Below are 26,384 nucleotides of genomic sequence, written 5' to 3'. Positions count from 1 at the left end.
GTTTCGGGGCGGGTCAGACGTTGTAGATGTCGGTCTTGTAGCGGGCCAGGTTGGCAGGGTCGCGGAAGAACTCGATGGTCTGCTCCAGGCCCTGCTCCAGGCTGTAGCCCGGTGCCCAGCCGGTGGCCTCGCGCAGCCGGGTGGCGTCCGCGACCAGGCGCATGACCTCGGAGTTGGCCGGACGGATGCGCTGCTCGTCCTCCTTCACCACCAGGTCCACGCCCATCAGCTTGCCGGTCAGGGTGACCAGGTCGCCGACCGAGATCTCGCCGCCGGTACCGGCGTTGAAGGTCCGGCCGACCACCGTCGCGGCGTCCGCGGTGCCCACGGTGCGGAAGGCGTTCGCGGTGTCCTTGACGAAGGTGAAGTCGCGGGTCGGGCGCAGGTCGCCGAGGGTGATCTCGGTCTGGCCGGCCGCGACCTGGGCGATCACGGTCGGGATGACGGCGCGCATCGACTGGCGCGGGCCGAAGGTGTTGAACGGGCGCAGGGTGACGACCGGGGTCTCGAAGCTGGCGTGGTAGCTGTCGGCCAGCCGGTCCCCGCCGGCCTTGGAGGCGGCGTACGGGGACTGGGTGTTGATCGGGTGGTCCTCGGTGATCGGCACGGTCTGCGCGGTGCCGTAGGTCTCGCTGGTGGAGGTGTGCACCATGCGCGGGATCTCCAGGTGGCGCACCGCCTCCAGCACGTTCAGGGTGCCGGTGACGTTGGTGTCCACGTACGAGTGGGGAGCGCGGTAGGAGTACGGGATCGCGATCAGGGCGGCCAGGTGGTAGACCGCCTCGGTGCCCTTGACCAGGCCGTTGACCGAGCCCGGGTCCCGGACGTCGCCGAGGACGATCTCGACGGACTCCAGCACCTCCTCGGAGAGGGTCTCCAGCCAGCCGAAGGACGAGAACGAGTTGTACTGGACCATCGCGCGGACGTGGTGCCCGTCGGCGACCAGGGTCTCGACGAGGTGGGAGCCGATGAAGCCCTCGGCTCCGGTAACCGCGACGCTGCTCATGCGGATTTTCGCTTTCTCGATCTGCCTGGGCGGACCGACGCTCTGTGGTGGCCGGCCGCCGTGGCCCGGTGGGTGTCTCAGGTGGAGCGGGTACGACGGTGCACGCGGATCGGGGCGTGCGGGATATTCGGTGTGTTCAGCGGTGCTGGGTGGTGCGGCCGAGCGCGGGCCCGGCGATTGAGGTGAGGACGAGGGCGGCCGCCCCGCAGCCGATCAGCTGCAGGGCGATCGGGTCCGCACCCGCCAGCAGCCCGGCGCTCTCGGCGACCGCGGCGGCCAGACAGATGAGGGCGGTGCTCCAGCTGAACCCGAAGGCGTTCAGCAGCAGCGCCAGCCAGAGCGAGCCGCCGAGGAGCAGCATCGCGGCGAGCTGCGGCACACCGAGCGCGGGGGCGCCGGGCCACAGCACGGTCGCGGCGGCGTCCAGCGCGGCCACGGTGGTGAGGTAGATGAACAGGCAGCCGAGCAGGATGCCGCCGGTGCGGCGGGTGAACTGGCCGCTGGTGTGACTGGTGCGCAGCGCGCCCACCGCCATCGCCCGGTAGCGGAAGAGCAGCCACTCGGCGAGGCCCAGGCTGAGCGTCAGCGCGATCATGGCCGGGCCGGTCGGGGTGGTCGAGGCCCCCCGTACGGCGTCGCCGCCGGTCCGCACGGCCTGGTGGATGGTCTCGCCGAGGCCCGCGATCAGCGTGAGCGTGCCGCAGGCCAGGCCGAACAGCAGGTGCGGGACCTCCTGGCGGACCGGCAGCTTCAGGGAGACGGACTCGCGTTCGCCGCCGCGGATGCAGACCAGCAGCTCCCGGACGCAGAGCCCGACCGCCAGCAGCAGCGAGGCGAGCAGCACGACCGTACGGACCACCTGCGGGACGTCGACCGCCAGCACCACGCCCGCGCCGACCGAGGCCGGGGCCAGCGCCAGCAGCAGGAACTTCTCCCGTCCCAGCACCAGCAGCACGGTGGCCGCGGCCAGGTAGCAGGACTGTCCGGCGGCGAAGCACAGCGCGCCGAGCGGCCCGCCGACCAGGTACGCGGTGGCCGCCGCGACCAGGGCGCCGGCCGGGGCGCCGACGGCCAGGCAGATCGCGGCCTCGCGGCGGCGCAGCCGGCCCAGCCAGCGGTAGGAGCGGTGCGCCAGCGCCTGGTTGAAGCCCCAGCTGACCAGCGTGGCGACGGACAGCGCGAGCATGCCCGAGGGCAGGCCGAAGCGCATCCGGGTGGTCGCGAACAGGTTGGCGCCGAGCAGGTAGCCGAGCCCGGGCAGGGCGAACACCAGGCCGCGCACCACGCAGCGCCAGGGGTCGGCCCGCCAGGGGTTGGCGAACTCGGAGCTCGGGCCCGGGTAGCGGCGGGCGACCTTCTCGAACAGCTCCTCGGCGACGGTGAACGCGTCGGGGCGGCCGTACAGCAGGGCGGCCTGCTCGTCCGAGAGGCCGTCGGACTCCAGGAAGGCCGCGATCTCGTACGGGTGGACGGCGTCGGCGCAGACGTCGCGCAGGCGCTCGGCGAGTTCGTCCAGCGGGTCCGCGGAGAGGTGGAGCGACTCCTCCGGCTCCGCCTCCGGCTCGGGCTCCGGCGGGGCGGGCCGGCGGCGCTTGAGCGGCAGCGTGCGCAGCTGCACGGTGTGCTCGGGGCCGGCCTCGTCGGGCACCAGCCGCAGTGGGCCGCTCATGCGCCCACCTCGTTGCACTCGGTGGCCGCTTCGCGGGACGCGCACCTTTCGATGATGTGCTCGCTGCGCTCGCTCATGCGCCCACCCCGCCGCACTCGGTGGCCGCTTCGCGGGACGCGCGCCCTTCGATGACTCTCCCCCGGCCTTCGGCCGGGGGGACCCCCATACTGCGCTCGCTCATGCCCCGACCTCGCTCGGCTCGGGGCGGGCGGCGGCCAACTGCTGGTCCCAGTCGGGGCTGGGGACCTGGTCGGTGACGGCGACCATGCCGCCGGGCATCCAGCGGGCGGTGCCCAGGAGTTCGGTGTAGATGCCGCGGAAGCCGTCGATGTTCTGGCGGAGGGTGAACTGCTCGATCACCCGCAGCCGGGCGCCCTCGCCGAGCCGGGCGCGCCGTTCGGTGTCGCGCAGCAGCTCGATCGCGGCGGCCGCCATCGGCTCGGGCTCGCGCGGGGGGACGACCAGGCCGGTGTCGCCGACCGCCTCGCGCACGCCGCCGACGTCGGTGGAGACGGTCGCGCGGCCGCAGGACATCGCCTCGATCAGGGTGAACGGGAAGCCCTCGCTGATGCTGGAGAGCATGACCACGTTGCCCGCCGCGTAGGCGTCGGTGATGTCGGCGACGCGGCCCTCGAAGGCCACCGAGTCGGCTATGCCGAGCTCGGCGGCCAGGGCTATGCAGCGGTCCCGGTACGCCTCGCCGCCCTTGGGAGTGCCGCCGAAGAGCCGCAGCCGCGCCTCGGGGATCTCACGCTGGACGATGGCGAAGGCCTGGATCAGCGTCTCCAGGTCCTTGATCGGGTCGACCCGGCCGGCCCAGCTGAGGGTCGGCGTCTCGGGCTCGGGGCCGGCCGGCGGGAAGGCCGCCGGGTCCACCCCGTTGTAGACGGTGCGGATGTGCGAGGACGGCGTGCCGCCGCGCTCCTCCCAGCGCCGGTTGTACCGGTTGCCGGGGGTGACCAGCGCGGCCTGCCGGTAGCTCTCCTCGGCGAGCATCCGGTAGAAGCCGAGCAGCAGTGCCTTGACCGGCCAGCGGTACGGGCCAGTGCGGTAGCCGAGGTAGCGCTCGCGCAGGTAGATGCCGTGCTCGGTCAGCAGAAACGGTACGCCGTACTGCTGTGCGGCGATCAGCCCGGGCAGGGTGGCGAGCCCGCCGCTGGCCGCGTGCGCCACGCCGTCCTTGGGCGGCTCGACCGAGAGCGGCCGCAGGGCGTGCTCCAGCAGGTCGGTGGCGTTGAGGGCGTCGTGCAGGGTGGGCCTGGAGACGGCGGTCGGCAGGTAGTCGCGGGTCCAGACGTGCTGGAGGGTGCGCAGCGCCCGCTCGCTGCGCAGCGCCGGGCTGAGCAGCCCGGCCCGGCCGAGGTCGGCGAAGTTGTACAGCTCGGTCCCGAAGTGGGTGGTGTAGACCGGGTCGAGGATGGAGTGCAGGAAGCGCTCGTACGCGTTGAGGAAGCGCCGCATCTCCTTGCCACGGGGCGGCCGGGCATCGGAGGCCGGCCCCCACAGCGGTGCGGTGGTGACCGACCGCATGTTGGCGGGCAGCTCCCAGGCCAGTGGTTCGTGCCCGGTTCCGGTGACGGCGATGACGTCGAAGTCGACGTCGGGCATGCCCTGAACGAGCTGGTCGCACCAGACGCTCACGCCGCCGTGCTGGTGCGGATACGTCCCCTCGGTGAGCAGGGTGACGCGCATTCCTGTCCCCCCTCCTGTTCTTGCGTCGGTTCCGGCCTGGATGACCGGAACGGGAGCCGTGGCGGGGCCGGGCCGGGCGACCGGCCCGGCCCCACCAGCGGGTGTTGCCGGTTACCGGTTGCCGGAGTGTCCGGTGGTGCTGCTCGGCGAGGCCGTCCCCCCAGAGGCCTTGCCGTGCTTCGCCGCGACCCCGTCGCGGTGGCTGTCCTGACCGATGGTGCCAGCGGTCACGTCCTTGCCGGGCACCGGGGTTCCGCTACCCGGGACCAGGGACGGCGCGGGCTGGCGGGTGTTGTCGCTCGGGCCCACCGGGACCGGGGTGGCGACACCCTGCGGCACGACCTTCTTGTCCGTCGGCACCGGGGCCGGGACGGAGCCGGCCGCGACGTTCGGCGCGACGGGGGCCGGGGCGACCGGCGCGGACGGCAGCTGCAGGGTGACGCTGCTCTGCAGCGCGCCCGGGGACACCCAACCCGAGAGCGTACCGGCGTAGGCGGAACCGAACGCGGCCGTTCCGATGGACAGCTTCTGAGCAGTTCCGGTCGGCACGGTGGCCTGGACCTGAACGCCGGCCGGCGCGTTCACCGTGACGGTGTCGCCGACCCGGTAGGCGGTGACCTGGCCGGAGGCGAGAGCCGTGTTCCAGGCTGCCCGGCGCTGGAACTCCAGGCCGACCTCGCGCTGGCTCAGGTTCACGATCGGGGTGTTGTCCGCGTGCAGCGAGCGGTAGGTGCCGAGGATCTTCTCCAGCACCGGGAAGAGGATGCGGTCCTCGGAGATGTTCGACTGGTGCACGAAGTGCGGCCGGGGGTCGTTGCTCAGCACGTGGCCGAGGTCGATCCGGGCCTCCAGCGGCACGATGTACGACTGGTAACCGGTGTTGACGTCCAGCGGCTGGGTCAGGCAGGTCGAGTTGGCGTTGTTCTCGCAGATGCCGCTGCCGCCGTTGGCCGCGCTGGTGTAGATCCAGTTGTACTCGTCGGCCTCTTCCTTCGCCGTGCCGGCGTTGTAGAAGATGTTCATCGGGTACCGCGGCACGGTCAGCACGTTCGAGCCGATGTTCCGCTGGCCGGTCTCCCGGGAGGCGTCGCTGGCCGTGAACTTGATGCCGTTGGCGGCCAGCACCGGCGCCAGGTTCGGGTTGTCGGTGGTCTCCTGCGGTGCGGTCATCAGGCCGGAGTGCTCACCGGTGACCAGGGTCTGCGGGTCGAAGCCGAGGCCGTGTGCGGCGGCCCAGGCGACGTTGTTCGTGATCTCGGTGGAGATCGTGCTCTGGTCGGTCCAGACCGTGTTGCCCGCGCTGTTCTTGGTGCAGCGCCACGGCACCACCGTGACGTCCTGCACGCAGCCCAGGTACGGGTGGGTGTAGGTGTGGTTGACCCACCGGTAGCTGTTCTGGTCGGCGATCATGCGGTCCGCCGTGGGGTCCACGGTGGTCGAGTGGTCGGACTTCCAGTCCTCGCTGCCGGCACCGTTGAACACCATGTCCAGCGTGAAGTTGTTGGCGGTCTGCCACTGCTTCAGGTGGTTGGCGTCGTCGACGGTCATCCGGATCGGGTTGGCCGTCTCCGGGGTGCCGGGCGGGCAGGTGACGTCGCCGGGGGTGCACTTCAGCACGGTGTCCCAGCGGTCGTCGGCCAGGAAGACGTCGTCCACGTGGGTGGCGAAGTAGTTCCGGTCGTAGCCGAGGTGGACGCCCTGGGTGAGCCACTCGACCATGCCGCGGGCCAGCAGGCGGTACTGCTGCTGGTACTGGTTGTAGACGAACGTGACGACAAGTTCCTTGCGGCCGCCGTGGGTGTACTCGCCGACCAGCGAACCGCGGGAGGTCGTGTTGGGTATCGGCGCGTCTACCAGCGGGACGAAGGAGCTGCCGGACGGAAGGCCGGCGTACGGGGTGGCCAGGTAGCCGTAGCTCTCGCTGACGTCGGGAGCGTTGTCCTCGAACGGGACGCTGCCCTTGAGGTACCCGAACGGTCCCGAAGTTCCGGATGCCGTGGTCGCGCCCTGGAATCCGTCGAGGCTGCCGACGAATCCGGGATTCTGGGCGTAGTTCAGACCCACCGCCGGACTGGCCCAGGTGTACGCGTCGATCTGGCGGACGTTGAATGCGGCTTCGTAGCTCGCGATCGCGGTCATCTCGGCGGCACTGCTGGGGAAGGGGTTTTCGTTGGGCAGCACGATGCCCTGGAACTTCCCCCGGGGCTGGCCGTTCACCGTGTCACTCAGGAAAGCCGAGTTGATGACGGGACGGTTGGGGTCATTGAGACTGACGACCTTGAAGGGCGTGCCCTGGCTCTTCAGCTCGGCCGCGATGGCGGCGACGGACGGGCCACCGTCGTCGACGACCAGGACGGTGAGGTCGATCCTGGGCGGCGTGTCGCCGTGGGCCAGGGTGATCTGCAGGCCGCTGGCCAGCAGGACTGCCGCGGCGCACGCGGCGACTCTTCGGGTCGCTCGACCCATGGTGATCCTCCCCTTGGGGCTGGCGCGCCGCTGCTCGGCGCTCGCCTGCCCGTGTCTCTGTTCGCGGGCAGCCGGGCTGCCCGGGCCCATCCTGGTCGAGTGACGGCGGTGCGAGGGACCAATTGGGCGAGAGTGCAGCGAACCTGTTACCAACGTTCATGGTGAGGCCATGAAGGCGCTGATTGTGACCGGAACCGTACCGGCGGCGCAAATAATGAATTGGAAATGAAAAACCGGAAGCCGAGTGCTACGCGCGGTTACTGACGGTGTGGGTCCGTGGGGCGGGCGGGACACCTACACTGTCGTCGTTGCGCATGACACTCTTGCACATCTCGCCGCCCCGTTGGGCAGGTTCATGCAATATCGGGCACGGCTGTGCCATGTGACAGTCCGAATATGCAATGGAGGTGCTCGCGTGGTCGATCAGCATACCGAGTCGGGGGGATTCCGGAACGTACGGAATGCGTCACCGGAGAGCCGCGGAACGTCGCTGGTCGGACGCAGTCTCGGTTTGCGCGGCGCGATCAACGCGCGGGATCTGGGCGGGTACCGTGCGGCTGACGGCCGGATTCTCCGGCGCGGGGTGGCACTGCGCAGCGATGGCCTGAACCATGTCACCGCCGAGGACCTCGCCCCGCTCGGCGCGCTCGGCCTGCGCAGCGTGGTGGACCTGCGGAGCATGGGGGAAGTCCGCCAGGCCGGCCTCGACCGGCTGCCCGGCGGTGTGACGCTCCATCATCTTCCGCTGCTGGCAGCGGACTTCGACATCTTCCTGCTGATCCGCGACGCGCTGGCCGACCACAGTCCGCAGCGCCAGCAGGCCCTGCTCGGCGACGGCAGGGCGGCCGCCCTGATGACCGGCCTCTACCGGTGGTTCGTCACGGATCCGGTGGCGCGCGAGCGCTTCGCCGCCCTGCTCCGCCTGCTGGCCGCCCCGGACGGGCCGCCGTTGCTGTTCCACTGTTCGGCCGGCAAGGACCGCACCGGCTGGGCCGCCGCACTGCTGCTGACCGCCCTCGGGGTGGACCGCGGGACCGTCCTGGCCGACTACCTGCTCACCAACGAGCGCTCAGCCCCGGTCGTGCGCCGGGCGCTGGACGACTTCGGCGCCCGCGGCCTGATGAGCGAGCCCGAGCTGCTCCTGCCGGTCTTCCGGGCCGACCACGGCTACCTGGACGCGGCGTTCGCGGAGGTGGAGACGGGCTGGGGCGGCTTCGGGGCGTTCTGGCGGGAGGGGCTGGGGCTGGACGACGAGGTGCTGGCCGGGCTGCGCGCCAACCTGCTGGACGAGCCCGGGGCCGAGCACGCGGCCGAGCACCCGGCCGGCCCGGCCCGGGCCGACGGGCTCAGCCCGTGTTGATCAGCGCGCGCTGATCAACCCTCGTTGATCAGCCCTTCGCGCAGCTGGGTCAGCGTCCGGGTGAGCAGCCGGGAGACGTGCATCTGGGAGATCCCGATCTCCTCGCCGATCTGTGACTGGGTGAGGTTGCCGAAGAACCGCAGCATGATGATCCGGCGCTCCCGCGGCGGCAGCTTGGCCAGCAGCGGCTTGAGCGACTCCCGGTACTCGACGCCCTCCAGCGCGAGGTCCTCGTAGCCGAGCCGGTCGGCCAGCGGCCCGTCGCTGTCCTCCTCGCCGGTGCCGGAGTCGAGCGAGCTGGCGGTGTACGCGTTGCCGACCGCGAGGCCCTCGACCACGTCCTCCTCGCTGACCCCCAGGCAGACCGCGAGCTCGGCGACGGTGGGGGAGCGGTCCAGCCGCTGGGAGAGCTCGTCGCCGGCCTTGGTGAGCGCCAGCCGCAGCTCCTGGAGCCGGCGGGGCACCCGGACCGACCAGCTGGTGTCCCGGAAGAAGCGCTTGATCTCGCCGACCACGGTGGGCATCGCGAAGGTGGGGAACTCGACCCCGCGCTCCGGGTCGAACCGGTCGATCGCCTTGATCAGGCCGATCGTGCCGACCTGGACGATGTCCTCCATCGGCTCGTTGCGGCTGCGGAAGCGCGCCGAGGCGTACCGGACCAGCGGCAGGTTGAGCTCGATCAGGGTGTCGCGGACGTAGGTGTGCTCCGTGCTGCCGGGGTCCAGCGCGGCCAGCCGCAGGAACAGCGAGCGGGAGAGCGTCCGGGTGTCGATCCCGGCGCCGGGCGGCGTCTCGGATCCCGCGACGGGGCCGGGCGGCGCGACCGGTTCGGCCCGCTGCCGCGGGACGAGGTCCTCGGCGACGGCCGTGCCGTTGGCCTGACCAGCGTGGATCTCCGCAGTGCCCAGCTCTCCGGACATGCACCCACCCCCTCGTGACTGACAGTTGAACGGGGGCCTTCGCGCGGAGGTTCCCGGCGAGGGCCTTCCCCCTGCATACCGGAACACGGTCCACGGCAAACCCGAACGTCGCAAGATGTCACGCACGGGTAACTCGCTGCAATCTCACTCTTCCCAGGAGTTGCCGGTCCGAAGCCTGGTCAGGATCCGCGAGAGCAGCCGGGAGACGTGCATCTGGGACATCCCCAGCTCGGTGCTGATCTGGGACTGGGTCAGGTTGGCGAAGAACCGCAGCATCACGATCCGGCGCTCCCGCTCGGGGAGTTGGACCAGCAGGTGGCGGACCATGTCGCGGTGTTCGACCTCGGCCAGCGCCGAGTCCTCGTAGCCGAGCCGGTCGAGCAGGGCGAGCCCGCCCTCGTGCTCCTGCGCGGCCTCCAGGGACGCCGCGTTGTAGGCCCGTCCGGCGTCCAGGCAGGCCCGCACGTCCTCCTCGGGGATCCGCAGGCTGGCGGCGATCTCGGGCACCTTGGGAGCCCTCCCGTGCAGCACCGTCAGCTCCTCCATCGCGCCGCTGACCTGGACCCACAGCTCCTGGAGCCGGCGCGGGACGTGCATGGTGCGGACGTTGTCCCGGAAGTAGCGCTTGATCTCGCCCAGGATGGTCGGCAGCGCGTAGGTGGGGAACTGGACGCCGCGGTCGGGGTCGAACCGGTCGATCGCGTTGATCAGGCCGATCGTGCCGACCTGGACGACGTCCTCCATGGGCTCGCTGCGGCTGCGGAAGCGGGTGGCCGCGTAGCGGACCAGCGGGATGTTCACCTCGATCAGGGCGGCCCGGACCCGTTCCCGCTCGGGGGCGTCAGGGGGCAGCTCGGCGAGCCGTTCGAACAGCACCCGGGTCAGCGTCCGGACATCCACGGCCGGCCGGCCGCCGGGGCCGCGCAGCCGGTCCGGGCGGAGCTCGCCGGCCGGGCTGGTGATCGCAGCCAGCACTTCGTCCACGGACACCTCACCCCTCCCAAAGTCGTCGAACGGCGGGCCCTGCGGATCGGGTGTCGGGGCTGGCTCACTACCTCGCCATGTCCGGCAAAACCGGTCATAGCATCACAAGGTGGGCACAGGTCGGGCAAGCACCCGACGGAGGTGTGTTGGTGGGGCGTTCAACCTTTCCCCGGCCGGCCGGCCGGCGGGGTGGGGCCCGGATCGTTCCCGGACGGAGCAGAACGCCCCGCCCGGACACCGGGCGGGGCGCAGCGGTCCGTCCGGGGTACGGCCCTGGTACGGGCTCCGGGCGGAAAGGGGTCGGACCGGGGCCGGAAAGGGGCCGGACCGGGTGGGGCGGGTGGGCCGGACGGGTGCTCAGACCTCGATGTCGGCGATCACCCAGGTGGCGAACTCGCGCCAGAGGCCGGCCGCGGCCTGGTGGTCCGGGTGGGTCAGGTAGGCCTGGAGGGCCTCGCCGTCCTCGACCAGGCTGTTGATCGCGTAGTCGTACGCGATGTCCCGCTCGGTGGTGTTCCAGCCGCACTCCCACTGGCGCAGCTCGGGGATCACCGCGCCGAGCGCGTCGAAGGCCTTGGCGCCGGCGAGCACGCGCTCTTCGTCCTTGCTGACGCCTTCGTTGAGCTTGAACAGGACCAGGTGCCGGATCACGATTGCCGCTCCTCGCGGACGGGGACTGAGGGTCCCGCTCACCGTAGCCGGTGGCCCGGGACCGGTCGCCGGCCGACCACTACTTGATCAGCCCGGTCATGAAGGTGCCGACCGCCTTGGCCGCGTTGGAGATGCCCTCGAACCCGAGCTGGACCAGCTCGGCGGAGCGGGAGGGCGAGGTGATGATCGAGTAGAGCACGAAGACGAGCAGGAGGGCGATGCCGATCTTCTTCGCCTGCGCCATCAGGTGACCTTCCTCGGAGCCGTCGGCCGCCGTCATCCGGTCCCCGAACGGCCTGCAAGGCAGCTTATCCACCCGGACGGGCTATCAAGTGTGCGACGCGTTCGGCCGCCGGGACGAAGGTCCCCGCGAGTGGGGCCTTTCTCCGGGTGCCCGGTCGCGGCCCGGGCGGCAGGATGGATGACGTACCGAGGATCTGGCAGGAATCTCCGGTACATGGATCCGGAGCTCCCCGCTGTGGGACCGGTCGCCGCGACTTCCCCCCGACGCGGCTCCGGTTGTGGGACTCCGTCGGGGGAGCGGTCAGTCCCCCCGAGCCGCTCCCCCCTCCAGGCTCCGTACGGACCGGGCACCGGTGGTCATCGGCCCGGGGTACGGAGCCGTTTTTTCGTGCCCGCGCCCGGGTTGTGCCGTCGGCGCGGAGGCGGGGACAAACGCCGAGGGCCCGTCCGGATCGGACGGGCCCTCGGGCTTTCGAGCGGTAGCGGTGGGATTCGAACCCACGGTGGAGTTGCCCCCACACACGCTTTCGAGGCGTGCTCCTTTGGCCGCTCGGACACGCTACCGAGAGGAACTCTACCGGAGGGTCGGCGCAGTCACGAAATCCGTATCGGTACGGCGGCCGGCGGGCCCTCAGCGGTGGGTGTCGAAGAAGGCGCGCAGCTGCTCGCCGCACTCGTCGGCGAGGACGCCCCAGACCACCTCGGGGCGGTGGTTGAGCCGGCGGTCGCGCATCACGTCGAAGAGCGAGCCGGCCGCGCCGGCCTTCTCGTCGAGGGCGCCGTAGACCACCCGGTCGATCCTGGACAGCACGATGGCGCCGGCGCACATCGTGCACGGCTCCAGCGTGACGACCAGCGTGCAGCCGCTCAGCCGCCACTCTCCGACCTTCGCCGCCGCCTGCCGGATCGCGACCACCTCGGCGTGCCCGGTCGGGTCGCCGACGGCCTCGCGCTCGTTGTGGCCGCGTCCGATCACCTCGCCGTCCGGGCCCAGGACGAGCGCCCCGACCGGTACGTCCCCGGTGGCCGGCGCCAGCGCGGCCTCGGCCATGGCGAGGCGCATCGGCGCCGCCCAGCGGTCGCGGACCGGGTCGGGGCGGACGGGTGCGGGCAGCGGAGGGACGTGCGGGACGGTCAACGGGGCGGATGCGGGCTGCATGGCATCCAGTGTCGGGCATCCGGTGGCGGACACCGGCCTGACCGGCCCCGCTACCGGACGGCCTCCAGGACCTCGCCGCAGCCCAGGGCCTCGGCGATCTCCTCCAGGGCGTCGCCCGGGACCGCGCCCTCGCCGCTGAGGGCGAGCAGTTCGTCGGAGGCGAGGCCGAACTCGGTGAGCAGGTGGGCGTCGCCCAGCGGACCGACCGGGACGCCGCCGCGGGCGTCGGCGTCCTCCTCGTCCTGCTCCTCGGCCTCCTCGGCCTCGTCCAGCAGGTGCTCCAGATCGCCGAACTCGCTCTCGCCGGCCTGGTCGACCAGTTCGTCGGTGAGGACGGAGCCGTAGGAGCTGCGGGCGGCCGCGGCGCCGTCCGACACGAAGATCCGAGGGTCCTCCTCGCCGTCCACGCGGACGATGGCGAACCAGGCGTCCTCCTGTTCGATGAAGATCAGGACGCTGTCGTCGTCCTGGGCCGAGTCGCGGGCCAGGTCGGTCAGATCGGCCAGGGTCTCGACGTCGTCGAGCTCCGTCTCGCTCACATCCCACCCGTCCTCGGAGCGAGCAAGCACTGCAGCGAAGTACGCCACCAGGGACACTCCCAAGATCATCGGTATCGGCTGTCGGCACGCCCGGGCGACGCGAAAATCCGGCCGCCCCCGCGCCGGAGACGGTCCGCTTGTTCGGACCGTCCCCTCGGAATCGTGACAGAAAGCCCGCCCTCGCGGGGGGTGTTCGGCAGCGCGTCTTTGCAGGTCGTGTCGGAAGGACCGGGTGGCGGACGGCGAAGTCGGGCCGGGACGGTGGGAGGCCGGTCGAAATTTGCTCCGAACGCCCGCAGGGCCGCCGCGGGTCGCTTTTCGGTGCGTCCGCCGGGTGCGCACGGTTCGTGCCGGGAGCGCGTCAGGACGGTGTGGGGCCGGGGCGGGGCCGGGGCCGGTCAGGTCCGGAAGGTTCGCATCCGCATCGCCTCGCGCATCCGCCGCTCCTTGGTCCGCCGGGGCTGGACCCGCTCCCGCAGCTCGCGGGCCTCGGTGAGCTCACGCAGGAAGACGGCCCGCCGTTTGCGGCGCTCCGCCTCGGTCTCCGGGAGGTCGTGCGGCGGGCCCGGGCTCCGGCCCTCCCCGCCGACGGGCTCGTCCACCGAGCCGTCCCCGGCCTTCGGGTTGCTCGTCATAAGACGTGACATTCCCAGAACGGCCCGGTTGATACCACAGGAGGTGCTTCCGTCCGGACAGGCGCGGTGGGTCACGGCGTGTCACGAAGGCGTCACCCGGTCCGGCACCCGGGTGGGGCACGGCGGGTCGTACACCCGTCCAGGAGCGGGCTAACCTCGATACATGCGTCTCCACGTCGTCGACCACCCCCTGGTCGCCCACAAGCTCTCCACCCTGCGCGACGAGCGCACCGACTCGCCGACCTTCCGTCGCCTGACCGACGAGCTGGTGACCCTCCTCGCCTACGAGGCCACCCGGGACGTCCGCACCGACGAAGTGGAGATCACCACCCCGGTGGCGGTCACGCTGGGTACCCGGCTCAGCTACCCGCGTCCGCTGGTCGTGCCGATCCTGCGGGCCGGCCTCGGCATGCTGGACGGGATGACCCGCCTGCTGCCGACCGCCGAGGTGGGCTTCCTCGGCATGGTCCGCAACGAGGAGACCCTGGAGGCCTCCACGTACGCCACCCGGATGCCGGACGACCTCTCCGGCCGCCAGGTCTACGTGCTCGACCCGATGCTGGCCACCGGCGGCACCCTGGTCGCCGCGATCAGGACGCTGATCGAGCGCGGTGCCACCGACGTCACCGCCGTCGTGCTGCTGGCCGCCCCCGAGGGCGTCGAGGTGGTGCAGCGGGAGCTGGCGGACCTGCCGGTCACCGTGGTCACCGCCGCCCTGGACGAGCGGCTCAACGAGAACGGCTACATCGTTCCCGGCCTCGGCGACGCGGGCGACCGGCTCTACGGCACGGCCGGCTGAGCCTCCCCCGGACCGGACCACGGGACCACGGGACCACCGAAGCAGTACCGGAGCAGCACCGGGCCACCGGAGCGGCACCGGACCACCGAACACCGAGAGCCCCCCGGCACTGCGTCTGCCGGGGGGCTCTTCGCGGTCCTTGACGCCTCAGCAGCTGCCGGTGGCGGTCGGGGTGGGGGAGGGCTTGGTGGCCAGGGCGAGGGCGGCGGCCGCCTGGGTCTCGTCCAGCAGGGTGTTGTAGCTGTCGCCGATCACGAAGTCCACGCTGCCGTCGGTGCGGGCGTCGGCGGTGACGGCGGCCCCGGCGATCTGCGAGCCGACCAGGGTGCCGGCGCCGGCACCGGCCGGGCCGGCGATCACCTGGGCGGTGCCGGGCACCTTCTTGTCCAGCTCCGCCGGGGCGTTGCCGACCTTGCCGATGACGAAGCCGCGCTTCTTGAACTCCTCGGCCGTCCGGCCGGCCAGGCCGCCCTTGGTGGTGGCGTTGTAGACGTTCACGGTGACGGCGGAGGGCTGCGGGACCGCGTGCGGGTCGCCCTGCGCGCCGGCGGGCGCGCCGGCGGCGTCGGGGGCGCCCGGCGTCGGGGCGGCCAGCGGCTTGCCGGACGGGGTCGCGCAGGCCTGGGCCGAGGCGTTCTTGCCCTTGCCGGTGAAGATGTCGTACAGCTGGAGGCCGCCGAGCGAGATCAGGGCCAGGACGAGCAGGCCGACGAGCGCGGCGACCACCTTGCGGCTCTTCTTGGGGGGCCGGCCCAGCCGCGGGTAGGTGTTGCCGGTGACGCGGTACTGCTTCCCCTTGAGCCCTTGGGGAGTCAACATGCTCACGGTCTGTCTCCCCCTCGTGCCGGGGCGGGGTCGGGATGACGGATCGGCCGGGTGGGTGCTTCCCCCGGTGCGGGCGGAATCCCCTGGTCGCGGCCGTAGTCAGCAGCGTAGTGCCGTACGGCCTCGAAGGTACTAAACGATCATCATCTGGCGTACCCCGGTACCCGAAAGGGGGTACCGGGGTACGCGCGGACCGCCCTCCGCCGGGTGGCGAGGGGGCGGTCCGGAGAGCCTGTGGCGGGTCCGAAGGTCCCGGTGGCCGGGGCCGTCATTCCATCTCGAGGACGCGGGCGTGCAGCACCTGGCGCTGCTGCAGCGCGGCCCGGACGGCCCGGTGCAGGCCGTCCTCCAGGTAGAGGTCGCCGTGCCACTTCACCACGTGGGCGAAGAGGTCCCCGTAGAAGGTCGAGTCCTCGGCCAGGAGGGTTTCGAGGTCGAGTTGACCCTTGGTGGTCACCAGCTGGTCGAGCCGCACCGGGCGCGGGGCGACGTCAGCCCACTGGCGGGTGCTCGTCCGGCCGTGATCCGGGTACGGCCGCCCATTGCCGATGCGCTTGAAGATCACACGGAAAGCCTACCGTTTGGGCGGCGGATGGCGCAGCAGCCGCGGCGCCGCCACGCGTGCCGGTGTGAACTGCGCGTGGACGAATGCGGCTGTTTGATGGGAAATGTCGCGAACATCGCCTCGGGGCCGACGGGTTCCGGTGCCGATGCCGAAGCGTTCCGAAGCGTTCCGATCCGCTCAGGAGTGTGCACCGATGTCCTCCGACCTCACCCCGTCGGCCGTCCGGGAGATCGCCGACGGGTACGCCTTCACCGGTCCCGCCCTCGACCTCGGAGCGGTGCTGCTGGACGGCACCGCGTACCCGGACGCCCAGGTCCGCATCCCGCTGGGCGTGCTCAACCGGCACGGGCTGGTCGCCGGGGCCACCGGCACCGGCAAGACCAAGACCCTCCAGCTGATCGCCGAACAGCTCTCCGGACAGGGCGTGCCGGTGTTCCTGGCCGACGTCAAGGGGGACGTCTCCGGCGTCGCCGCGCCGGGGACGCCGAGCGAGCGGACCGGCGCCCGGGCCGCCGAGGTGGGGCAGCAGTGGGCGCCGCGGGGATGCCCGGCCGAGTTCTACTCGCTCGGCGGGCAGGGCGCCGGCATCCCGGTCCGGGCCACCGTCACCAGCTTCGGGCCGCTGCTGCTGTCCAAGGTGCTCGACCTGAACGAGACCCAGGAGTCCTCGCTCAGCCTGGTGTTCCACTACGCCGACGGCAAGGGCCTGGAGCTCTACGACCTCAAGGACCTCACCGCGGTGATCGCCTTCCTCGCCTCACCCGAGGGCAAGGAGGAACTGCGGACCATCGGCGGGCTCTCGGCGGCCACCGCAGGGGTGATCCTGCGGGCGCTCACCGTGCTGGAGAACGAGGGCGCCGGGGCGTTCTTCGGCGAGCCCGAGTTCGACACCGCCGAGCTGCTGCGGAGCACCCAGGACGGCAGGGGGATGGTCTCGGTGCTGGAACTGCCCGCCGTGCAGGACCGGCCGCGGCTGTTCTCCACCTTCCTGATGTGGCTGCTCGCCGACCTCTACCAGGAACTGCCCGAGGTGGGCGACCTCGACAAGCCCAAGCTGGTGTTCTTCTTCGACGAGGCGCACCTGCTGTTCAAGGGCGCCTCCAAGGCCTTCCTGGAGGCGATCACCCAGACCGTGCGGCTGATCCGGTCCAAGGGGGTCGGCATCTTCTTCGTGACCCAGACGCCGCGGGACGTCCCGTCCGACGTGCTGGCGCAGTTGGGCAACCGGGTGCAGCACGCGCTGCGCGCCTTCACCCCGGACGACGCCAAGGCGCTCAAGGCCACCGTCTCGACCTTCCCGCGCTCCTCGTACGACCTCGGTGCGGTGCTGACCTCGCTGGGCACCGGCGAGGCCGTGGTCACCGTCCTCTCCGAGAAGGGCGCGCCGACGCCGGTCGCGGCGACCAGGCTGCGGGCGCCGCAGTCGCTGATGGGGCCGATCGAGGCGGGCGCGCTGCGGGCGATGGTGGAGGCCTCGCCGCTGACCGCGCGCTACCGGGACCCGATCGACCGGGAGTCGGCGTACGAGAAGCTGGCGGCGCGCGCCCCCAGGCCGGAGGCGGCGCCGGCCGGGGCCGAGCCGTCGAAGCCGTCGGAGTCGTCGGAGTCGCCCGTGCCCCGCGAGCGGGCGAAGGAGCGGGCGAAGGAGCAGGCCGGCGCGGGCGGGCTGCTCGGGTCGCTGCTGAGCAACCCGACCGTGAAGTCCTTCGCGCGCTCGGCCGGGCGCCAGCTCGGACAGGAGATCTCGCGCAGCCTGTTCGGGACGTCCAAGCGGCGGCGGTGACCGGTCAGCCGGAGAGCGCGGCGCCGATCCGGTCCAGGGAGGACAGCCGCATCAGGCCGTAGTTGTAGAACTCGACCTCGGGGACGCCGAGTTCGCGCAGGATGGCGATCTTGGCGGCGAGGTTCTCCGGGCCGTCGCAGTCGGAGGACATCGGGCGCAGGATCACCGCCATGTCCTGCGGGCGGACGCCGTGCAGGGCGAAGGCGGCGATCTTCTCCCGGACCGCCTCCGGGGTCCTCGCGTAGCCGAGGGTCTCGATCCCGTCGACGGCCCTGGCGAGGGCCGGCAGGTCGATGCCGGAGAGCCAGCCCGTGCCGGGGCCGCCGCCGTCCATGAAGCTCAGCCGCATGCCGTGGCGGCGGGCCTGCTCGGAGAGGTCGGCGGCCAGCGAGGTGACGGTGGCGGCGGAGGCGTCCACGTAGGCGGCGAAGGCGCCGTCGGCGAGGGCGCTCAGGTCGGCGGGCCCGGCGGCGGCGGACTCGTCGGCCAGCCGGCGGCGCAGCTCGGTCCGGACGGCTTCGGCGACCAGGTCGGCCGGGACACCGGCCCCGGTGGCGGCGGCGCGGCAGTGCGGGCAGAAGCAGACGCCGAGCAGGGCCTCGGCGGTCGGGCCGAGTTCCTCGAAGTAGCGCTCGTGGTGGTAGCCGTGGCGCAGGCCGTGGAAGTGCAGGGACTCGGCGCGGATCGCGTCCACGCCGTACCTGGCCAGTTCGGCGACCAGGGTCAGCGCGTACTCCCTGACCTCCGGGTTCGCCGGGCAGAGTTCGGTGAGGTGGCGGTCGCCGAAGGCGTTGGCCGGGGCGCAGTCGGGGTGGGCGAAGCCGAGCCGGTCGTTGTGGCAGAAGACCGTCCAGGCGTGCAGCTTCAGCCCGCGGCGGCCGGCCTCCTCGGCGGCCTCGGCGAAGGGGTCGCGGTCACCGATCGCGGTGGACGGCACGGGGGCCAGCCGGCGGCCCCGCCAGGCGGCAGGATCGGGGCGGAAGTACGCGGCGCCGGGCTCCAGGTAGCGGATCACCCGGCGGGGGTTGTGCGGGAAGACGTCGCGGGCCTCGTGGTAGACCGAGGCGAGGGTGACGCCACCGACCCCGGCGCGGCCGGTGAGGTTGCCGAAGAAGGTGTCGGTGCCCTCGTCGAGCAGATCGGTGGCGAAGGCGAGGACGGACGACTCCACGGTGCGGCTCCGGAGCTGGGGGAGGGTGAGCCGTCCACGCTATCCGCAGGGGTGGGAATGGTCTATACCTGATGCTCCGGGTGGCCCTGCGGGCCGATGACGTCGCCGGCCGGCACGTCTCACAGGCCGAGGTCGTCCAGCTGCTTGAGCAGGGCGGATCCGGGGCTGCTCGGGGCACCCGAGCCCTGGGGTGCGGCCTGCGGGGCCCGCGCCCCGGCCTGCTGCTCGGCGGGCCGGTTGCGGAGCAGGACGGCGGCGGCCAGTCCGCCGATCAGCCCGCCGAGGTGGCCCAGCCAGCTGACGCCCTGGGCGAGCGGCAGCACCCCGACCAGGATGGTCGAGTAGACCGCCGCGATGACGATGCCGACCACCGCGTCCAGCACGTTGCGGTCCAGCACCCCGCGCAGCACCACGTAGCCGAGGTAGCCGTAGACCATGCCGCTGGCGCCGGCCGTCACGGTGTTCGGGCCCTCCAGCAGCCAGACCGTCAGCCCGCCGGACACCACGATCACCAGGCTGGCCAGCAGGAACTTCCGCATGCCCCGGTAGGCCGACAGGAAGCCGAGCACGAACAGCGGCCAGGAGTTGGCCTCGATGTGGCTCCAACTGAAGTGCAGGAAGGGCATGGTGAACATCTCGGGCAGATCGCCGAGCTGCCCCGAGCGCAGGCCGAACTCCCGCGACAGCCCGTAGTCGCCCAGCCAGTTGACGACCTGGACCGACCAGATGACGGCCTGGACGCCGAGCATGGTGAACAGCGCGCGGCGGGAGTCGGCGAACAACTGGGCGAATTTGGCGGCCATGCTCCGACTGTAGGGCTTGTCGTCCGGCGGCGGGAGCGGATGCGCACCCGATTACAGTGACCCGTGTCATTCCGACCGTGAGAGGTGACCAGCCCATGAGCAAGCGCCCGCCGCTGCCGTACGAGTTCCTGCCGCAGGTGCCGTCCTTCGAGCTGAGCAGCCAGGACATCACCGAAGGCGGCACGCTGGGAGAGGAGTTCGTCCACGCCGGCGGCAACCTCTCGCCGCAGCTGGCCTGGTCCGGCCTGCCCGAGGGCACCCGGAGCATCGCGGTCACCTGCTACGACCCGGACGCGCCGACCGGCTCCGGCTGGTGGCACTGGCTCGCGCTCGACCTCCCCGCCGACACCACCGGGCTGCCGCGCGGCGCCGGCTCCTCGGACGGGAGCCTGCCGGGCGGGGCCTCCTTCCACGGCCGCAACGACTTCCCCGGCAACCGGTACGACGGCGCCGCCCCGCCGCCCGGTGCTCCGCACCGCTACGTCTTCGCGGTGCACGCGCTGGGCGTGGAGAAGCTCGGCGTCGCCGCCGACATCCCGCCGGCCCAGGTGGGCTTCAACCTGACCTTCCACACCCTGGGCCGGGCGCTGCTGACCGCCGAGTACGGGGTCTGAGCGGGCCGTGCCGACGACCGATCGTCCGGCCGGGGCCTGACCTGCGGTCTAATCCTCCGGGCCCGCCGCGTGGCGGGCCCGGGCGGCGAGTCCGCGCAGGTGCTCGCGCAGCGCCGGCGGCTCGTGCACCTCGAAGGCGCAGTCCAGCGACAGCAGCCGCATCGCCGTCCACTCCAGGGAGTCGGAGCGGGAGCGGAGCCGGCAGCTGTGCCCGTCGATCGGCTCGACCTCGCAGTCGCCGTGCCTGAGGCCGTGGCGGACCCGCTCGGCCGGGGCGTGCACGGTGGCGACCACGGTGCCGCTCGGTGACGGGCGGCGCAGCTTGCCCGCCACGTACGCGGCGGCGTCCTCGGCGGGGAGCTGGCGCGGGGTGAAGCGGACGCCGGTGGTGGCCGGGGCGATCAGCCGGTCGACCCGGAAGAGCCGCCAGTCCGCGCGGTCCAGGTCGTAGCCGACCAGGTACCAGCGGCGGCCGACCGAGACCAGCCGCTCGGGCTCGACCTGCCGCCTGGTCTCGGCGCCGTCGTACGCCCGGTAGCCGAAGCGCAGCCGTTCCCTGGCGGTGACGGCGCTGGCGAGCACCGTGAGGTCCTCCGGGTCGACGGTCGGGCCGTCCCCGGTGAGCAGGGGCACGGTCGCGGAGTTGAGCGTCCCGACCCGCTGCCGCAGCCGGCCCGGCAGCACCTGGAGCAGCTTGCCGAGCGCCCGTACCGAGGCCTCCTCGATGCCGACCACGGCGTGCCCGGCCGCCGCGCGCAGCCCGACCGCGATGGCCACCGCCTCCTCGTCGTCCAGCAGCAGCGGGGGCATCGCGGTGCCCGCGACCAGCCGGTAGCCGCCGACCGCGCCCATGCTGGCCCGCACCGGGTAGCCGAGCTCGCGCAGCCGGTCGATGTCGCGCCGGATGGTGCGGGGGCTGACGCCGAGCCGCTCGGCGAGCTCGCTGCCGGGCCACTCGCGCGGGGTCTGGAGCAGGGAGAGCAGGCTCAGCAGCCGGGCCGGGGTGTCGGTCATACCACCCAGCATGCCGGAACGACTGGGACAGGTTCTGACCTACATGACCCGTACTGTCCCGGACGTGGAGAAGAGCGTCGTGGACGTGGAGAAGGAAGAGGAGTACGCAATGGGCACCGCGCAAGCGGACCGGCGGAGGTGGATCGCGCTGACGATCGTGATGGTCGCCTCCTTCATGGACCTGGTGGACGTCACCATCGTCAACATCGCCATCCCGAGCATCCGGGCGGACACCGGCGCCTCCTTCAGCGCCGTCCAGTGGGTCACCGGCGGCTACGCGCTGGCCTTCGCGATCGGCCTGATCACCGGCGGCCGGCTGGGCGACATCCACGGCCGCAAGCGGCTGTTCCTGATCGGGATAGGCGGCTTCACGGTGGCCTCGGCGCTGTGCGGGCTGGCCACCGGCCCGGAGATGCTGATCGCGACCCGGCTGCTCCAGGGCGGCACGGCTGCGCTGATGGTGCCGCAGGTGCTGTCGATCATCCACGCGACCTTCCCGGCGGAGGAGCGCGGCAAGGTGTTCGGCCTGTTCGGCGCGGTGGTCGGGCTCGGCGCCGTCTCCGGTCCGCTGATCGGCGCGCTGCTCACCGAGTGGGACCTGTTCGGCCTGGCCTGGCGGCCGATCTTCCTGATCAACCTGCCGGTCGGCATCGCCGGTCTGCTGCTGGGCCGCCGCTTCATCGACGAGTCGAAGGCAGACCAGGCGCTGAAGCTGGACCTGGTGGGCGTGGCGCTGGCCAGCCTCGGCCTGCTGATGCTGATCTACCCGCTGACGCACGGCAGGGAGGCCGGCTGGCCGCTGTGGGGCCACCTGTCGATGGCCGGGAGCCTGCCGGTGTTCGCGCTGTTCGTGGCGTACGAGAAGGTCAAGACGCGGCGGGACGGCTCGCCGCTGGTGGAGCTGGCGCTGTTCCGGGTGAAGTCCTTCGCGGCCGGGATCTGCGTGCAGCTGGCCTTCGGCGTGGCGATCGGCATCTACTTCCTGGTCTGGACCCTCTACCTGCAGATGGGCCTGGGCTGGAGCGCGCTCAAGGCCGGTGCGACCGGCATCCCGTTCTCGATCGCGGTCTCCGTGGCGGCCGGGCTCTCGGTGCAGAAGCTGGTGCCGCGCTTCGGGCGGAAGGTGCTCCAGACCGGTGCGCTGGTGATGGCGGTGGGCGTGCTCGTCTACCTCTGGGAGGCGGACCGGTACGGGACGGCCATCACGGCCTGGCAGATGGTGCTGCCGCTGGTGGTGATGGGTCTCGGGATGGGCCTGATCGTCGCGCCGATCACCGACGCGGTGCTGGCGGAGGTGCCGCGCGAGCACGCCGGTTCGGCGTCCGGGCTGATCAACACCGTGCAGCAGGTGGGCAACGCGCTCGGGCTCGGCCTGGTGTCGGTCGCCTTCTTCGGGGCGATGGACGACGTGGTCGCGCCGGAGGCGGCCGGGGCGGCGTTCAGCGGGGCCTTCGTGCACGCCATGTGGTGGGTCGCCGGGGTGCTGTTCGCCGTCTTCCTGCTGATGTTCGCGCTGCCGAAGCGGCGCAAGGCGGTCGGGCCGGTCGCCGGCTCCACCGCGGAGGAGCGGGAGCCCGTCCTGGCCTGACGGAACGCTCCCGTTCGCGGGCCCCGGTCGCGCGGTGCGGCCGGGGCCCGCTTCGCGTGCTGGGACGGTGGACCGTACGGCGGTGGACTCCTCCGGCGGGACCGGCGGGGGCGACCGGTCTCAGCGCGCACCGGTCGGGGCGTGGGCGTGAGCGGGGGTGTGGGCGGGAGAGTGCGCGGGGGGCTGGGCAGCGGTCGTACGGGTGGTGGTGCGCGGCTTGGCCGCGGCCTTGGCCTCCTTCGCGGCGCGCTTCACCTCCTGCTTGAACTCCCGTACCAGAGTGAGGGATTCGGGCCCGGTGATGTCGGCGACCGAGCGGTGCGCGCCCTCCTCGCCGTACACTCCGGCGGCCTCCTGCCAGCCCTCGGGCCGCACCCCGTACTGCTTGCCTAGCAGGGCCAGGAAGATCTGCGACTTCTGCTTGCCGAAGCCGGGCAGGGCGTTGAGCCGGCTGAGAAGTTCCTTGCCGGTGCGGACGTTCTTCCACAGCGCGGCGGCCTCGCCGTCGTACTGCGCGACGAGGAACTGGCAGAGCTGCTGCACCCGTTTGGCCATCGCGGCCGGATAGCGGTGCACCGCGGGTTTCGCGGAGAGGAGGGCGACGAACTCCTCCGGGTTGTAGGTGGCGATCTCGTGGGCGTCCAGGTCGTCGTGGCCGAGGCGCTGGGCGATGGTCAGCGGGCCGGTGAACGCCCACTCCATCGGGACCTGCTGGTCCAGCAGCATGCCGACGAGCGCGGCGAGCGCACTCCGTCCGAGCAGTTCGTCGGCCTCGGGCTGCTGTGCGAGCCGAACGGTGACGTTCATGGGCTTGCGCTCCTCGGAGTTGACGTCGGGTCGGCGCCCAGTCTGGTGGACGCGACGTTGGCGCAGGCGGTCAACACGCCCGTAGCCGGGGAAGTCTTGTCTGTTCAAGGCCTTGTCAGAGCTGCATTGTTCGTTGGCGGAGCGGTTGCCGGGGGTGGCGAACGGGGTAGCGCGGAATATTTTTTGCCCGCGCCCCTGCCCGTCCGAGTCCGTCCTCCTTCCTCCTCGTCCGCGGGACTCCCGCCGCCGCCTCCCCCGCCCTCGCGGCCCGGCCCGTCACCGCGGGATCGGTGTGCGGGGGCGGGCATTGGGGGTGTGCGGGAGGTGGGAGGGCGCTCGGCCGGGCGGGCGGTTTTGAGTGGGGGCAATGGGTCATTTCATATGACTAATTCTGTTGTATCGGTGCGCCGAGCTGACGGCGGGTCATCCTTGGTCCACATCGACGCGTCCAGAAAGGCCAGACCGCCGTGACCCAGCCGTTCGAACTGCCGTCCTTCTACCTGCCGCACCCGGCACGCCTCAACCCCCACCTGGACGAGGCGCGGTCCCATTCCACCGGCTGGGCCCGGGAGATGGGGATGCTGGAGGGCTCTGGAATCTGGGATCAGGCCGACCTGGAGGCCCACGACTACGGCCTGCTCTGCGCGTACACCCACCCCGACGCCTCCGCCGAGGCGCTGTCGCTGGTCACCGACTGGTACGTGTGGGTCTTCTTCTTCGACGACCACTTCCTCGACATGTACAAGCGCACCAACGACCGCGGGGCGGGCAAGGCCCACCTCGACCGGCTGCCGCTGTTCATGCCCGCCGACCCGGCCGCCGAGCTGCCCGAGCCGGAGAACCCGGTCGAGGCCGGGCTGGCCGACCTGTGGCGGCGCACCGTGCCGGCGATGGGCGAGGACTGGCGGATCCGGTTCGCCGAGAGCACCAGGAACCTGCTCAACGAGTCGCTGTGGGAGCTCGCCAACATCAACGAGGGCCGGGTGGCCAACCCGGTCGAGTACATCGAGATGCGCCGCAAGGTCGGTGGCGCGCCCTGGTCCGCGCAGCTGGTCGAGTACGCGGCCGGGGCCGAGGTGCCGAAGGAGGTGTCGGGTTCGCGGGCGCTGCGGGTGCTGATGGACGCCTTCTCGGACGGGGTGCACCTGCGCAACGACATCTTCTCGTACCAGCGGGAGGTGGAGGACGAGGGCGAGCTGAGCAACGGCATCCTGGTGCTGGAACGATTCCTCGAATGCTCCACCCAGGAAGCCGCCGAGGCGGTCAACGACCTGCTCACCTCACGGCTCCAGCAGTTCGAGAACACCGTGTTCACCGAACTGCCGGTGCTGTTCGCGGAGACCGGGCTCGATCCGGCGGGCCGCGCCCGGGTGACGGCGTACGTCAAGGGCCTCCAGGACTGGCAGTCCGGCGGGCACGAGTGGCACCTGCGCTCCAGCCGGTACATGAACGGCGGTGGGGCGGCGGCGGGTTCGGGCAGGCAGGGCAGGACGGGCGGGACGGGCGGCTCGGGTGGCTCGGGCGGCTCGGGCGGTGAGGCGGTGCCCGGCTCGGGCGGTGCGCCGGCGGGGCTGCCGGGGCTCCCGGGCGGGTCCGGGGGTGGGAACTGGTGGGACCAGTACGCGATCGGCGGCATCGGCACCTCGGCGCTGGACATCCTGCGCAAGGGGGTCGTCGGCACCGAGTCGCCCGCGCCGCCGGCGGTCGAGAGCGCGGCGGGCCCGGCTGTGCGGCGGGCGCGGTCGTTCGGGTACGTTCCGTACCAGGCCGTCGGCCCGTCCCGGCTGCCCGAGTTCGAGCTGCCGTACGACCTCAGGCTGAGCCCGCACCTGGACGGCGCCAGGGAGCGGGTGATCGAGTGGGCCGGGCGGATGGGACTGCTGGCGGCCGAGCCCGGCGTCCCCGCGTCCGGGGTCTGGGACGCCGGGTCGATGCGCGACTACGACCTCCCGCTCTGCGCGGCCGGCATCCATCCGGACGCCACGGCCGGTCAACTGGACATCGCCTCGGCCTGGTTGGCCTGGGGCACCTGGGCCGACGACTACTACCCCCGGGCCTTCGGGCGCACCCGTGACCTGGGCGGCGCCAAGGCCTCCAACGCGCGGCTGTCGCTGTTCATGCCGGTGGACGGCAGCCCCGCGCCGGAGCCCGTCAACGCGCTGGAGCGCGGCCTCGCCGACCTCTGGGAGCGGACGGCCGGTCCGATGACCGTCGAGGCCAGGGGCCGGTTCCGGGTGGCGGTCGAGGCCATGCTGGACAGCTGGATCTGGGAGCTGGGCAACCAGATCCAGAACCGGATCCCGGACCCGGTGGACTACCTGGAGATGCGCCGCTCCACCTTCGGCTCCGAGCTCACCACGAGTCTCTCCCGCCTCGGCCACGGGAGGACCGTGCCGCAGGAGGTGTACGACCACGGCTCGATGCGCGCGCTGGAGAACTCCGCGATGGACTACGCGTGCATGATGAACGACCTCTTCTCGTACCAGAAGGAGGTCGAGTACGAGGGCGAGCTGCACAACGCCGTCCTGGTGGTGCAGAACTTCTTCAACTGCGACTACGCGTCGGGGGTCCGGATCGTCGACGACCTGATGCGCTCGCGGCTGGACCAGTTCCAGCACGTCGCGCGGAAGGAACTCCCGGTCATGTACGAGGACTTCGGGCTGGAGCCGGCGGCCCGCGAGCTGCTCGACGGGTACGTGGTGGAGCTGGAGAACTGGCTCGCGGGCATTCTGAGCTGGCACGAAGGGTGCCTGCGGTACGGCACGGCCGACCTGGAGCGGCACTTCGGCGCCGAGCGGGACCTGGCGGAGGCCTCGCAGGCCCGACGGGCGGCCACGGCGGGGGCCGCGGAGGCCCCGTCCACGGCGACGCCGACCATGGCGGTCCCGACCGGTGCGGTGCCGCTCGGTCCGACCGGGCTGGGCACGGCCTCGCTGCGGCTGCTGCCGGGCGGGGCGGTGCCGGAGCACTGAGCGGCTGACGCCGGGGAACCGGGAAAACAGGAGGGCGCACCCGCGCGGGTCATCCCGCGCGGGTGCGTCGCGTCGTGGCTAGGCTGGCGAACCGGGGGTCGGCGTGCGCCCTCCCGGCG

General features: G+C 72.0%; 23 protein-coding genes and 1 tRNA gene. 6 read left to right on the top strand and 18 right to left on the bottom strand.

What is annotated here, in order from left to right; genetic code table 11:
* Nucleotides 1-13: 13 nt before the first annotated feature.
* The 4 genes from ACIQOW_RS07370 to ACIQOW_RS07355 all read right to left on the bottom strand — a co-directional run bounded on the left by ACIQOW_RS07370 (nucleotide 14) and on the right by ACIQOW_RS07355 (nucleotide 6,833).
* Complete coding sequence (locus ACIQOW_RS07370) at nucleotides 14-1,006, bottom strand: SDR family NAD(P)-dependent oxidoreductase (RefSeq protein ID WP_401080654.1); 993 nt, start codon at nucleotides 1,004-1,006, stop codon at nucleotides 14-16.
* Between the two features lie 136 nt (nucleotides 1,007-1,142).
* Nucleotides 1,143-2,675 carry a hypothetical protein gene (locus tag ACIQOW_RS07365; protein ID WP_401080651.1) on the bottom strand — a complete coding sequence of 511 codons (1,533 nt, stop codon included), beginning with the start codon at nucleotides 2,673-2,675 and terminating at the stop codon, nucleotides 1,143-1,145.
* A gap of 177 nt (nucleotides 2,676-2,852) precedes the next feature.
* Nucleotides 2,853-4,367, bottom strand: coding sequence for a GT4 family glycosyltransferase PelF (pelF, locus tag ACIQOW_RS07360; protein ID WP_401080648.1), 1,515 nt, complete (start codon nucleotides 4,365-4,367; stop codon nucleotides 2,853-2,855).
* A 111-nt stretch (nucleotides 4,368-4,478) separates the two neighbouring features.
* On the bottom strand, nucleotides 4,479-6,833 hold the full coding sequence (locus ACIQOW_RS07355) for a hypothetical protein (RefSeq protein ID WP_401080645.1): 2,355 nt from the start codon (nucleotides 6,831-6,833) through the stop codon (nucleotides 4,479-4,481).
* 355 nt (nucleotides 6,834-7,188) lie between these two features.
* On the opposite strand from ACIQOW_RS07355, the gene ACIQOW_RS07350 reads away from it, so the two are divergent.
* Entirely contained in the window at nucleotides 7,189-8,193 is a 1,005-nt protein-coding gene (locus ACIQOW_RS07350; RefSeq protein ID WP_401081351.1) for a tyrosine-protein phosphatase, read from the top strand.
* A gap of 14 nt (nucleotides 8,194-8,207) precedes the next feature.
* Here the strand turns inward: ACIQOW_RS07350 and ACIQOW_RS07345 are convergent, their stop codons facing one another.
* The 8 genes from ACIQOW_RS07345 to ACIQOW_RS07310 all read right to left on the bottom strand — a co-directional run bounded on the left by ACIQOW_RS07345 (nucleotide 8,208) and on the right by ACIQOW_RS07310 (nucleotide 13,324).
* Complete coding sequence (locus ACIQOW_RS07345; RefSeq protein WP_188301706.1) at nucleotides 8,208-9,113, bottom strand: RNA polymerase sigma factor SigF; 906 nt, start codon at nucleotides 9,111-9,113, stop codon at nucleotides 8,208-8,210.
* 144 nt (nucleotides 9,114-9,257) lie between these two features.
* Nucleotides 9,258-10,103, bottom strand: a complete 846-nt coding sequence (locus ACIQOW_RS07340) for an RNA polymerase sigma factor SigF (protein WP_317620522.1) — start codon at nucleotides 10,101-10,103, stop codon at nucleotides 9,258-9,260.
* A 351-nt stretch (nucleotides 10,104-10,454) separates the two neighbouring features.
* Nucleotides 10,455-10,748: a Dabb family protein gene (locus ACIQOW_RS07335; RefSeq protein WP_401080641.1), complete on the bottom strand. Its 294-nt coding sequence runs from the start codon at nucleotides 10,746-10,748 to the stop codon at nucleotides 10,455-10,457.
* A gap of 79 nt (nucleotides 10,749-10,827) precedes the next feature.
* A complete protein-coding gene (locus ACIQOW_RS07330) occupies nucleotides 10,828-11,064 on the bottom strand; it encodes a hypothetical protein (protein ID WP_401081387.1) in 237 nt (78 codons plus the stop codon).
* 404 nt (nucleotides 11,065-11,468) lie between these two features.
* Nucleotides 11,469-11,555 (bottom strand) — tRNA-Ser (locus tag ACIQOW_RS07325).
* Nucleotides 11,556-11,622: 67 nt separating this feature from the next.
* Nucleotides 11,623-12,150: a tRNA adenosine(34) deaminase TadA gene (tadA, locus tag ACIQOW_RS07320; protein WP_188301708.1), complete on the bottom strand. Its 528-nt coding sequence runs from the start codon at nucleotides 12,148-12,150 to the stop codon at nucleotides 11,623-11,625.
* 50 nt (nucleotides 12,151-12,200) lie between these two features.
* Nucleotides 12,201-12,758: a tRNA adenosine deaminase-associated protein gene (locus ACIQOW_RS07315; protein WP_188301709.1), complete on the bottom strand. Its 558-nt coding sequence runs from the start codon at nucleotides 12,756-12,758 to the stop codon at nucleotides 12,201-12,203.
* 329 nt (nucleotides 12,759-13,087) lie between these two features.
* Nucleotides 13,088-13,324 (bottom strand): hypothetical protein, encoded by a 237-nt coding sequence (locus ACIQOW_RS07310; RefSeq protein ID WP_223245586.1) that lies wholly within the window; start codon nucleotides 13,322-13,324, stop codon nucleotides 13,088-13,090.
* A gap of 163 nt (nucleotides 13,325-13,487) precedes the next feature.
* On the opposite strand from ACIQOW_RS07310, the gene upp reads away from it, so the two are divergent.
* Complete coding sequence (upp, locus tag ACIQOW_RS07305) at nucleotides 13,488-14,123, top strand: uracil phosphoribosyltransferase (protein WP_188301710.1); 636 nt, start codon at nucleotides 13,488-13,490, stop codon at nucleotides 14,121-14,123.
* Between the two features lie 147 nt (nucleotides 14,124-14,270).
* Here the strand turns inward: upp and ACIQOW_RS07300 are convergent, their stop codons facing one another.
* Both ACIQOW_RS07300 and ACIQOW_RS07295 read right to left on the bottom strand, forming a co-directional pair.
* Nucleotides 14,271-14,942 (bottom strand): LytR C-terminal domain-containing protein, encoded by a 672-nt coding sequence (locus ACIQOW_RS07300; protein WP_401080635.1) that lies wholly within the window; start codon nucleotides 14,940-14,942, stop codon nucleotides 14,271-14,273.
* A 274-nt stretch (nucleotides 14,943-15,216) separates the two neighbouring features.
* Nucleotides 15,217-15,513 carry a type II toxin-antitoxin system VapB family antitoxin gene (locus ACIQOW_RS07295; protein ID WP_030061387.1) on the bottom strand — a complete coding sequence of 99 codons (297 nt, stop codon included), beginning with the start codon at nucleotides 15,511-15,513 and terminating at the stop codon, nucleotides 15,217-15,219.
* Nucleotides 15,514-15,706: 193 nt separating this feature from the next.
* Here ACIQOW_RS07295 and ACIQOW_RS07290 point away from each other — a divergent pair, with 193 nt between their 5' ends.
* Nucleotides 15,707-17,296, top strand: coding sequence for a helicase HerA-like domain-containing protein (locus ACIQOW_RS07290; protein WP_401080632.1), 1,590 nt, complete (start codon nucleotides 15,707-15,709; stop codon nucleotides 17,294-17,296).
* A gap of 4 nt (nucleotides 17,297-17,300) precedes the next feature.
* Here ACIQOW_RS07290 and ACIQOW_RS07285 read toward each other — a convergent pair whose 3' ends face one another.
* The gene (locus tag ACIQOW_RS07285) at nucleotides 17,301-18,467 is read right to left on the bottom strand and encodes a hypothetical protein (RefSeq protein ID WP_401080629.1); all 1,167 of its coding nucleotides are present in this window, start codon (nucleotides 18,465-18,467) and stop codon (nucleotides 17,301-17,303) included.
* A gap of 119 nt (nucleotides 18,468-18,586) precedes the next feature.
* On the bottom strand, nucleotides 18,587-19,270 hold the full coding sequence (locus ACIQOW_RS07280) for a rhomboid family intramembrane serine protease (protein WP_401080627.1): 684 nt from the start codon (nucleotides 19,268-19,270) through the stop codon (nucleotides 18,587-18,589).
* A 95-nt stretch (nucleotides 19,271-19,365) separates the two neighbouring features.
* Between ACIQOW_RS07280 and ACIQOW_RS07275 the strand changes: the two genes are divergently transcribed.
* Complete coding sequence (locus tag ACIQOW_RS07275) at nucleotides 19,366-19,884, top strand: YbhB/YbcL family Raf kinase inhibitor-like protein (protein WP_401080625.1); 519 nt, start codon at nucleotides 19,366-19,368, stop codon at nucleotides 19,882-19,884.
* 48 nt (nucleotides 19,885-19,932) lie between these two features.
* Here the strand turns inward: ACIQOW_RS07275 and ACIQOW_RS07270 are convergent, their stop codons facing one another.
* Complete coding sequence (locus ACIQOW_RS07270) at nucleotides 19,933-20,898, bottom strand: YafY family protein (protein WP_188301715.1); 966 nt, start codon at nucleotides 20,896-20,898, stop codon at nucleotides 19,933-19,935.
* A 109-nt stretch (nucleotides 20,899-21,007) separates the two neighbouring features.
* On the opposite strand from ACIQOW_RS07270, the gene ACIQOW_RS07265 reads away from it, so the two are divergent.
* On the top strand, nucleotides 21,008-22,486 hold the full coding sequence (locus ACIQOW_RS07265; RefSeq protein ID WP_401081348.1) for an MFS transporter: 1,479 nt from the start codon (nucleotides 21,008-21,010) through the stop codon (nucleotides 22,484-22,486).
* Nucleotides 22,487-22,606: 120 nt separating this feature from the next.
* On the opposite strand, the gene ACIQOW_RS07260 is transcribed toward ACIQOW_RS07265, so the two are convergent.
* Entirely contained in the window at nucleotides 22,607-23,293 is a 687-nt protein-coding gene (locus ACIQOW_RS07260; protein ID WP_401080622.1) for an HhH-GPD-type base excision DNA repair protein, read from the bottom strand.
* A gap of 467 nt (nucleotides 23,294-23,760) precedes the next feature.
* On the opposite strand from ACIQOW_RS07260, the gene ACIQOW_RS07255 reads away from it, so the two are divergent.
* The gene (locus ACIQOW_RS07255) at nucleotides 23,761-26,265 is read left to right on the top strand and encodes a germacradienol/geosmin synthase (protein ID WP_401080620.1); all 2,505 of its coding nucleotides are present in this window, start codon (nucleotides 23,761-23,763) and stop codon (nucleotides 26,263-26,265) included.
* Nucleotides 26,266-26,384 lie beyond the last annotated feature (119 nt).

Source organism: Kitasatospora sp. NPDC091335, assembly GCF_044757205.1.
Taxonomy (GTDB): domain Bacteria; phylum Actinomycetota; class Actinomycetes; order Streptomycetales; family Streptomycetaceae; genus Kitasatospora.
This window is presented reverse-complemented; position numbering and strand designations above follow the sequence as displayed.

Excerpts from the sequence above, each read along its gene's own strand:
- ACIQOW_RS07370 (WP_401080654.1), bottom strand. The coding sequence starts at position 1,006 with ATGAGCAGCGTCGCGGTTACCGGAGCCGAGGGCTTCATCGGCTCCCAC.
- ACIQOW_RS07365 (WP_401080651.1), bottom strand. The coding sequence starts at position 2,675 with ATGAGCGGCCCACTGCGGCTGGTGCCCGACGAGGCCGGCCCCGAGCAC.
- pelF (WP_401080648.1), bottom strand. The coding sequence starts at position 4,367 with ATGCGCGTCACCCTGCTCACCGAGGGGACGTATCCGCACCAGCACGGC.
- ACIQOW_RS07355 (WP_401080645.1), bottom strand. The coding sequence starts at position 6,833 with ATGGGTCGAGCGACCCGAAGAGTCGCCGCGTGCGCCGCGGCAGTCCTG.
- ACIQOW_RS07350 (WP_401081351.1), top strand. The coding sequence starts at position 7,189 with ATGCAATATCGGGCACGGCTGTGCCATGTGACAGTCCGAATATGCAAT.
- ACIQOW_RS07345 (WP_188301706.1), bottom strand. The coding sequence starts at position 9,113 with ATGTCCGGAGAGCTGGGCACTGCGGAGATCCACGCTGGTCAGGCCAAC.
- tadA (WP_188301708.1), bottom strand. The coding sequence starts at position 12,150 with ATGCAGCCCGCATCCGCCCCGTTGACCGTCCCGCACGTCCCTCCGCTG.
- ACIQOW_RS07315 (WP_188301709.1), bottom strand. The coding sequence starts at position 12,758 with ATGATCTTGGGAGTGTCCCTGGTGGCGTACTTCGCTGCAGTGCTTGCT.
- ACIQOW_RS07310 (WP_223245586.1), bottom strand. The coding sequence starts at position 13,324 with ATGACGAGCAACCCGAAGGCCGGGGACGGCTCGGTGGACGAGCCCGTC.
- upp (WP_188301710.1), top strand. The coding sequence starts at position 13,488 with ATGCGTCTCCACGTCGTCGACCACCCCCTGGTCGCCCACAAGCTCTCC.
- ACIQOW_RS07300 (WP_401080635.1), bottom strand. The coding sequence starts at position 14,942 with ATGTTGACTCCCCAAGGGCTCAAGGGGAAGCAGTACCGCGTCACCGGC.
- ACIQOW_RS07290 (WP_401080632.1), top strand. The coding sequence starts at position 15,707 with ATGTCCTCCGACCTCACCCCGTCGGCCGTCCGGGAGATCGCCGACGGG.
- ACIQOW_RS07280 (WP_401080627.1), bottom strand. The coding sequence starts at position 19,270 with ATGGCCGCCAAATTCGCCCAGTTGTTCGCCGACTCCCGCCGCGCGCTG.
- ACIQOW_RS07275 (WP_401080625.1), top strand. The coding sequence starts at position 19,366 with ATGAGCAAGCGCCCGCCGCTGCCGTACGAGTTCCTGCCGCAGGTGCCG.
- ACIQOW_RS07270 (WP_188301715.1), bottom strand. The coding sequence starts at position 20,898 with ATGACCGACACCCCGGCCCGGCTGCTGAGCCTGCTCTCCCTGCTCCAG.
- ACIQOW_RS07265 (WP_401081348.1), top strand. The coding sequence starts at position 21,008 with ATGGGCACCGCGCAAGCGGACCGGCGGAGGTGGATCGCGCTGACGATC.
- ACIQOW_RS07260 (WP_401080622.1), bottom strand. The coding sequence starts at position 23,293 with ATGAACGTCACCGTTCGGCTCGCACAGCAGCCCGAGGCCGACGAACTG.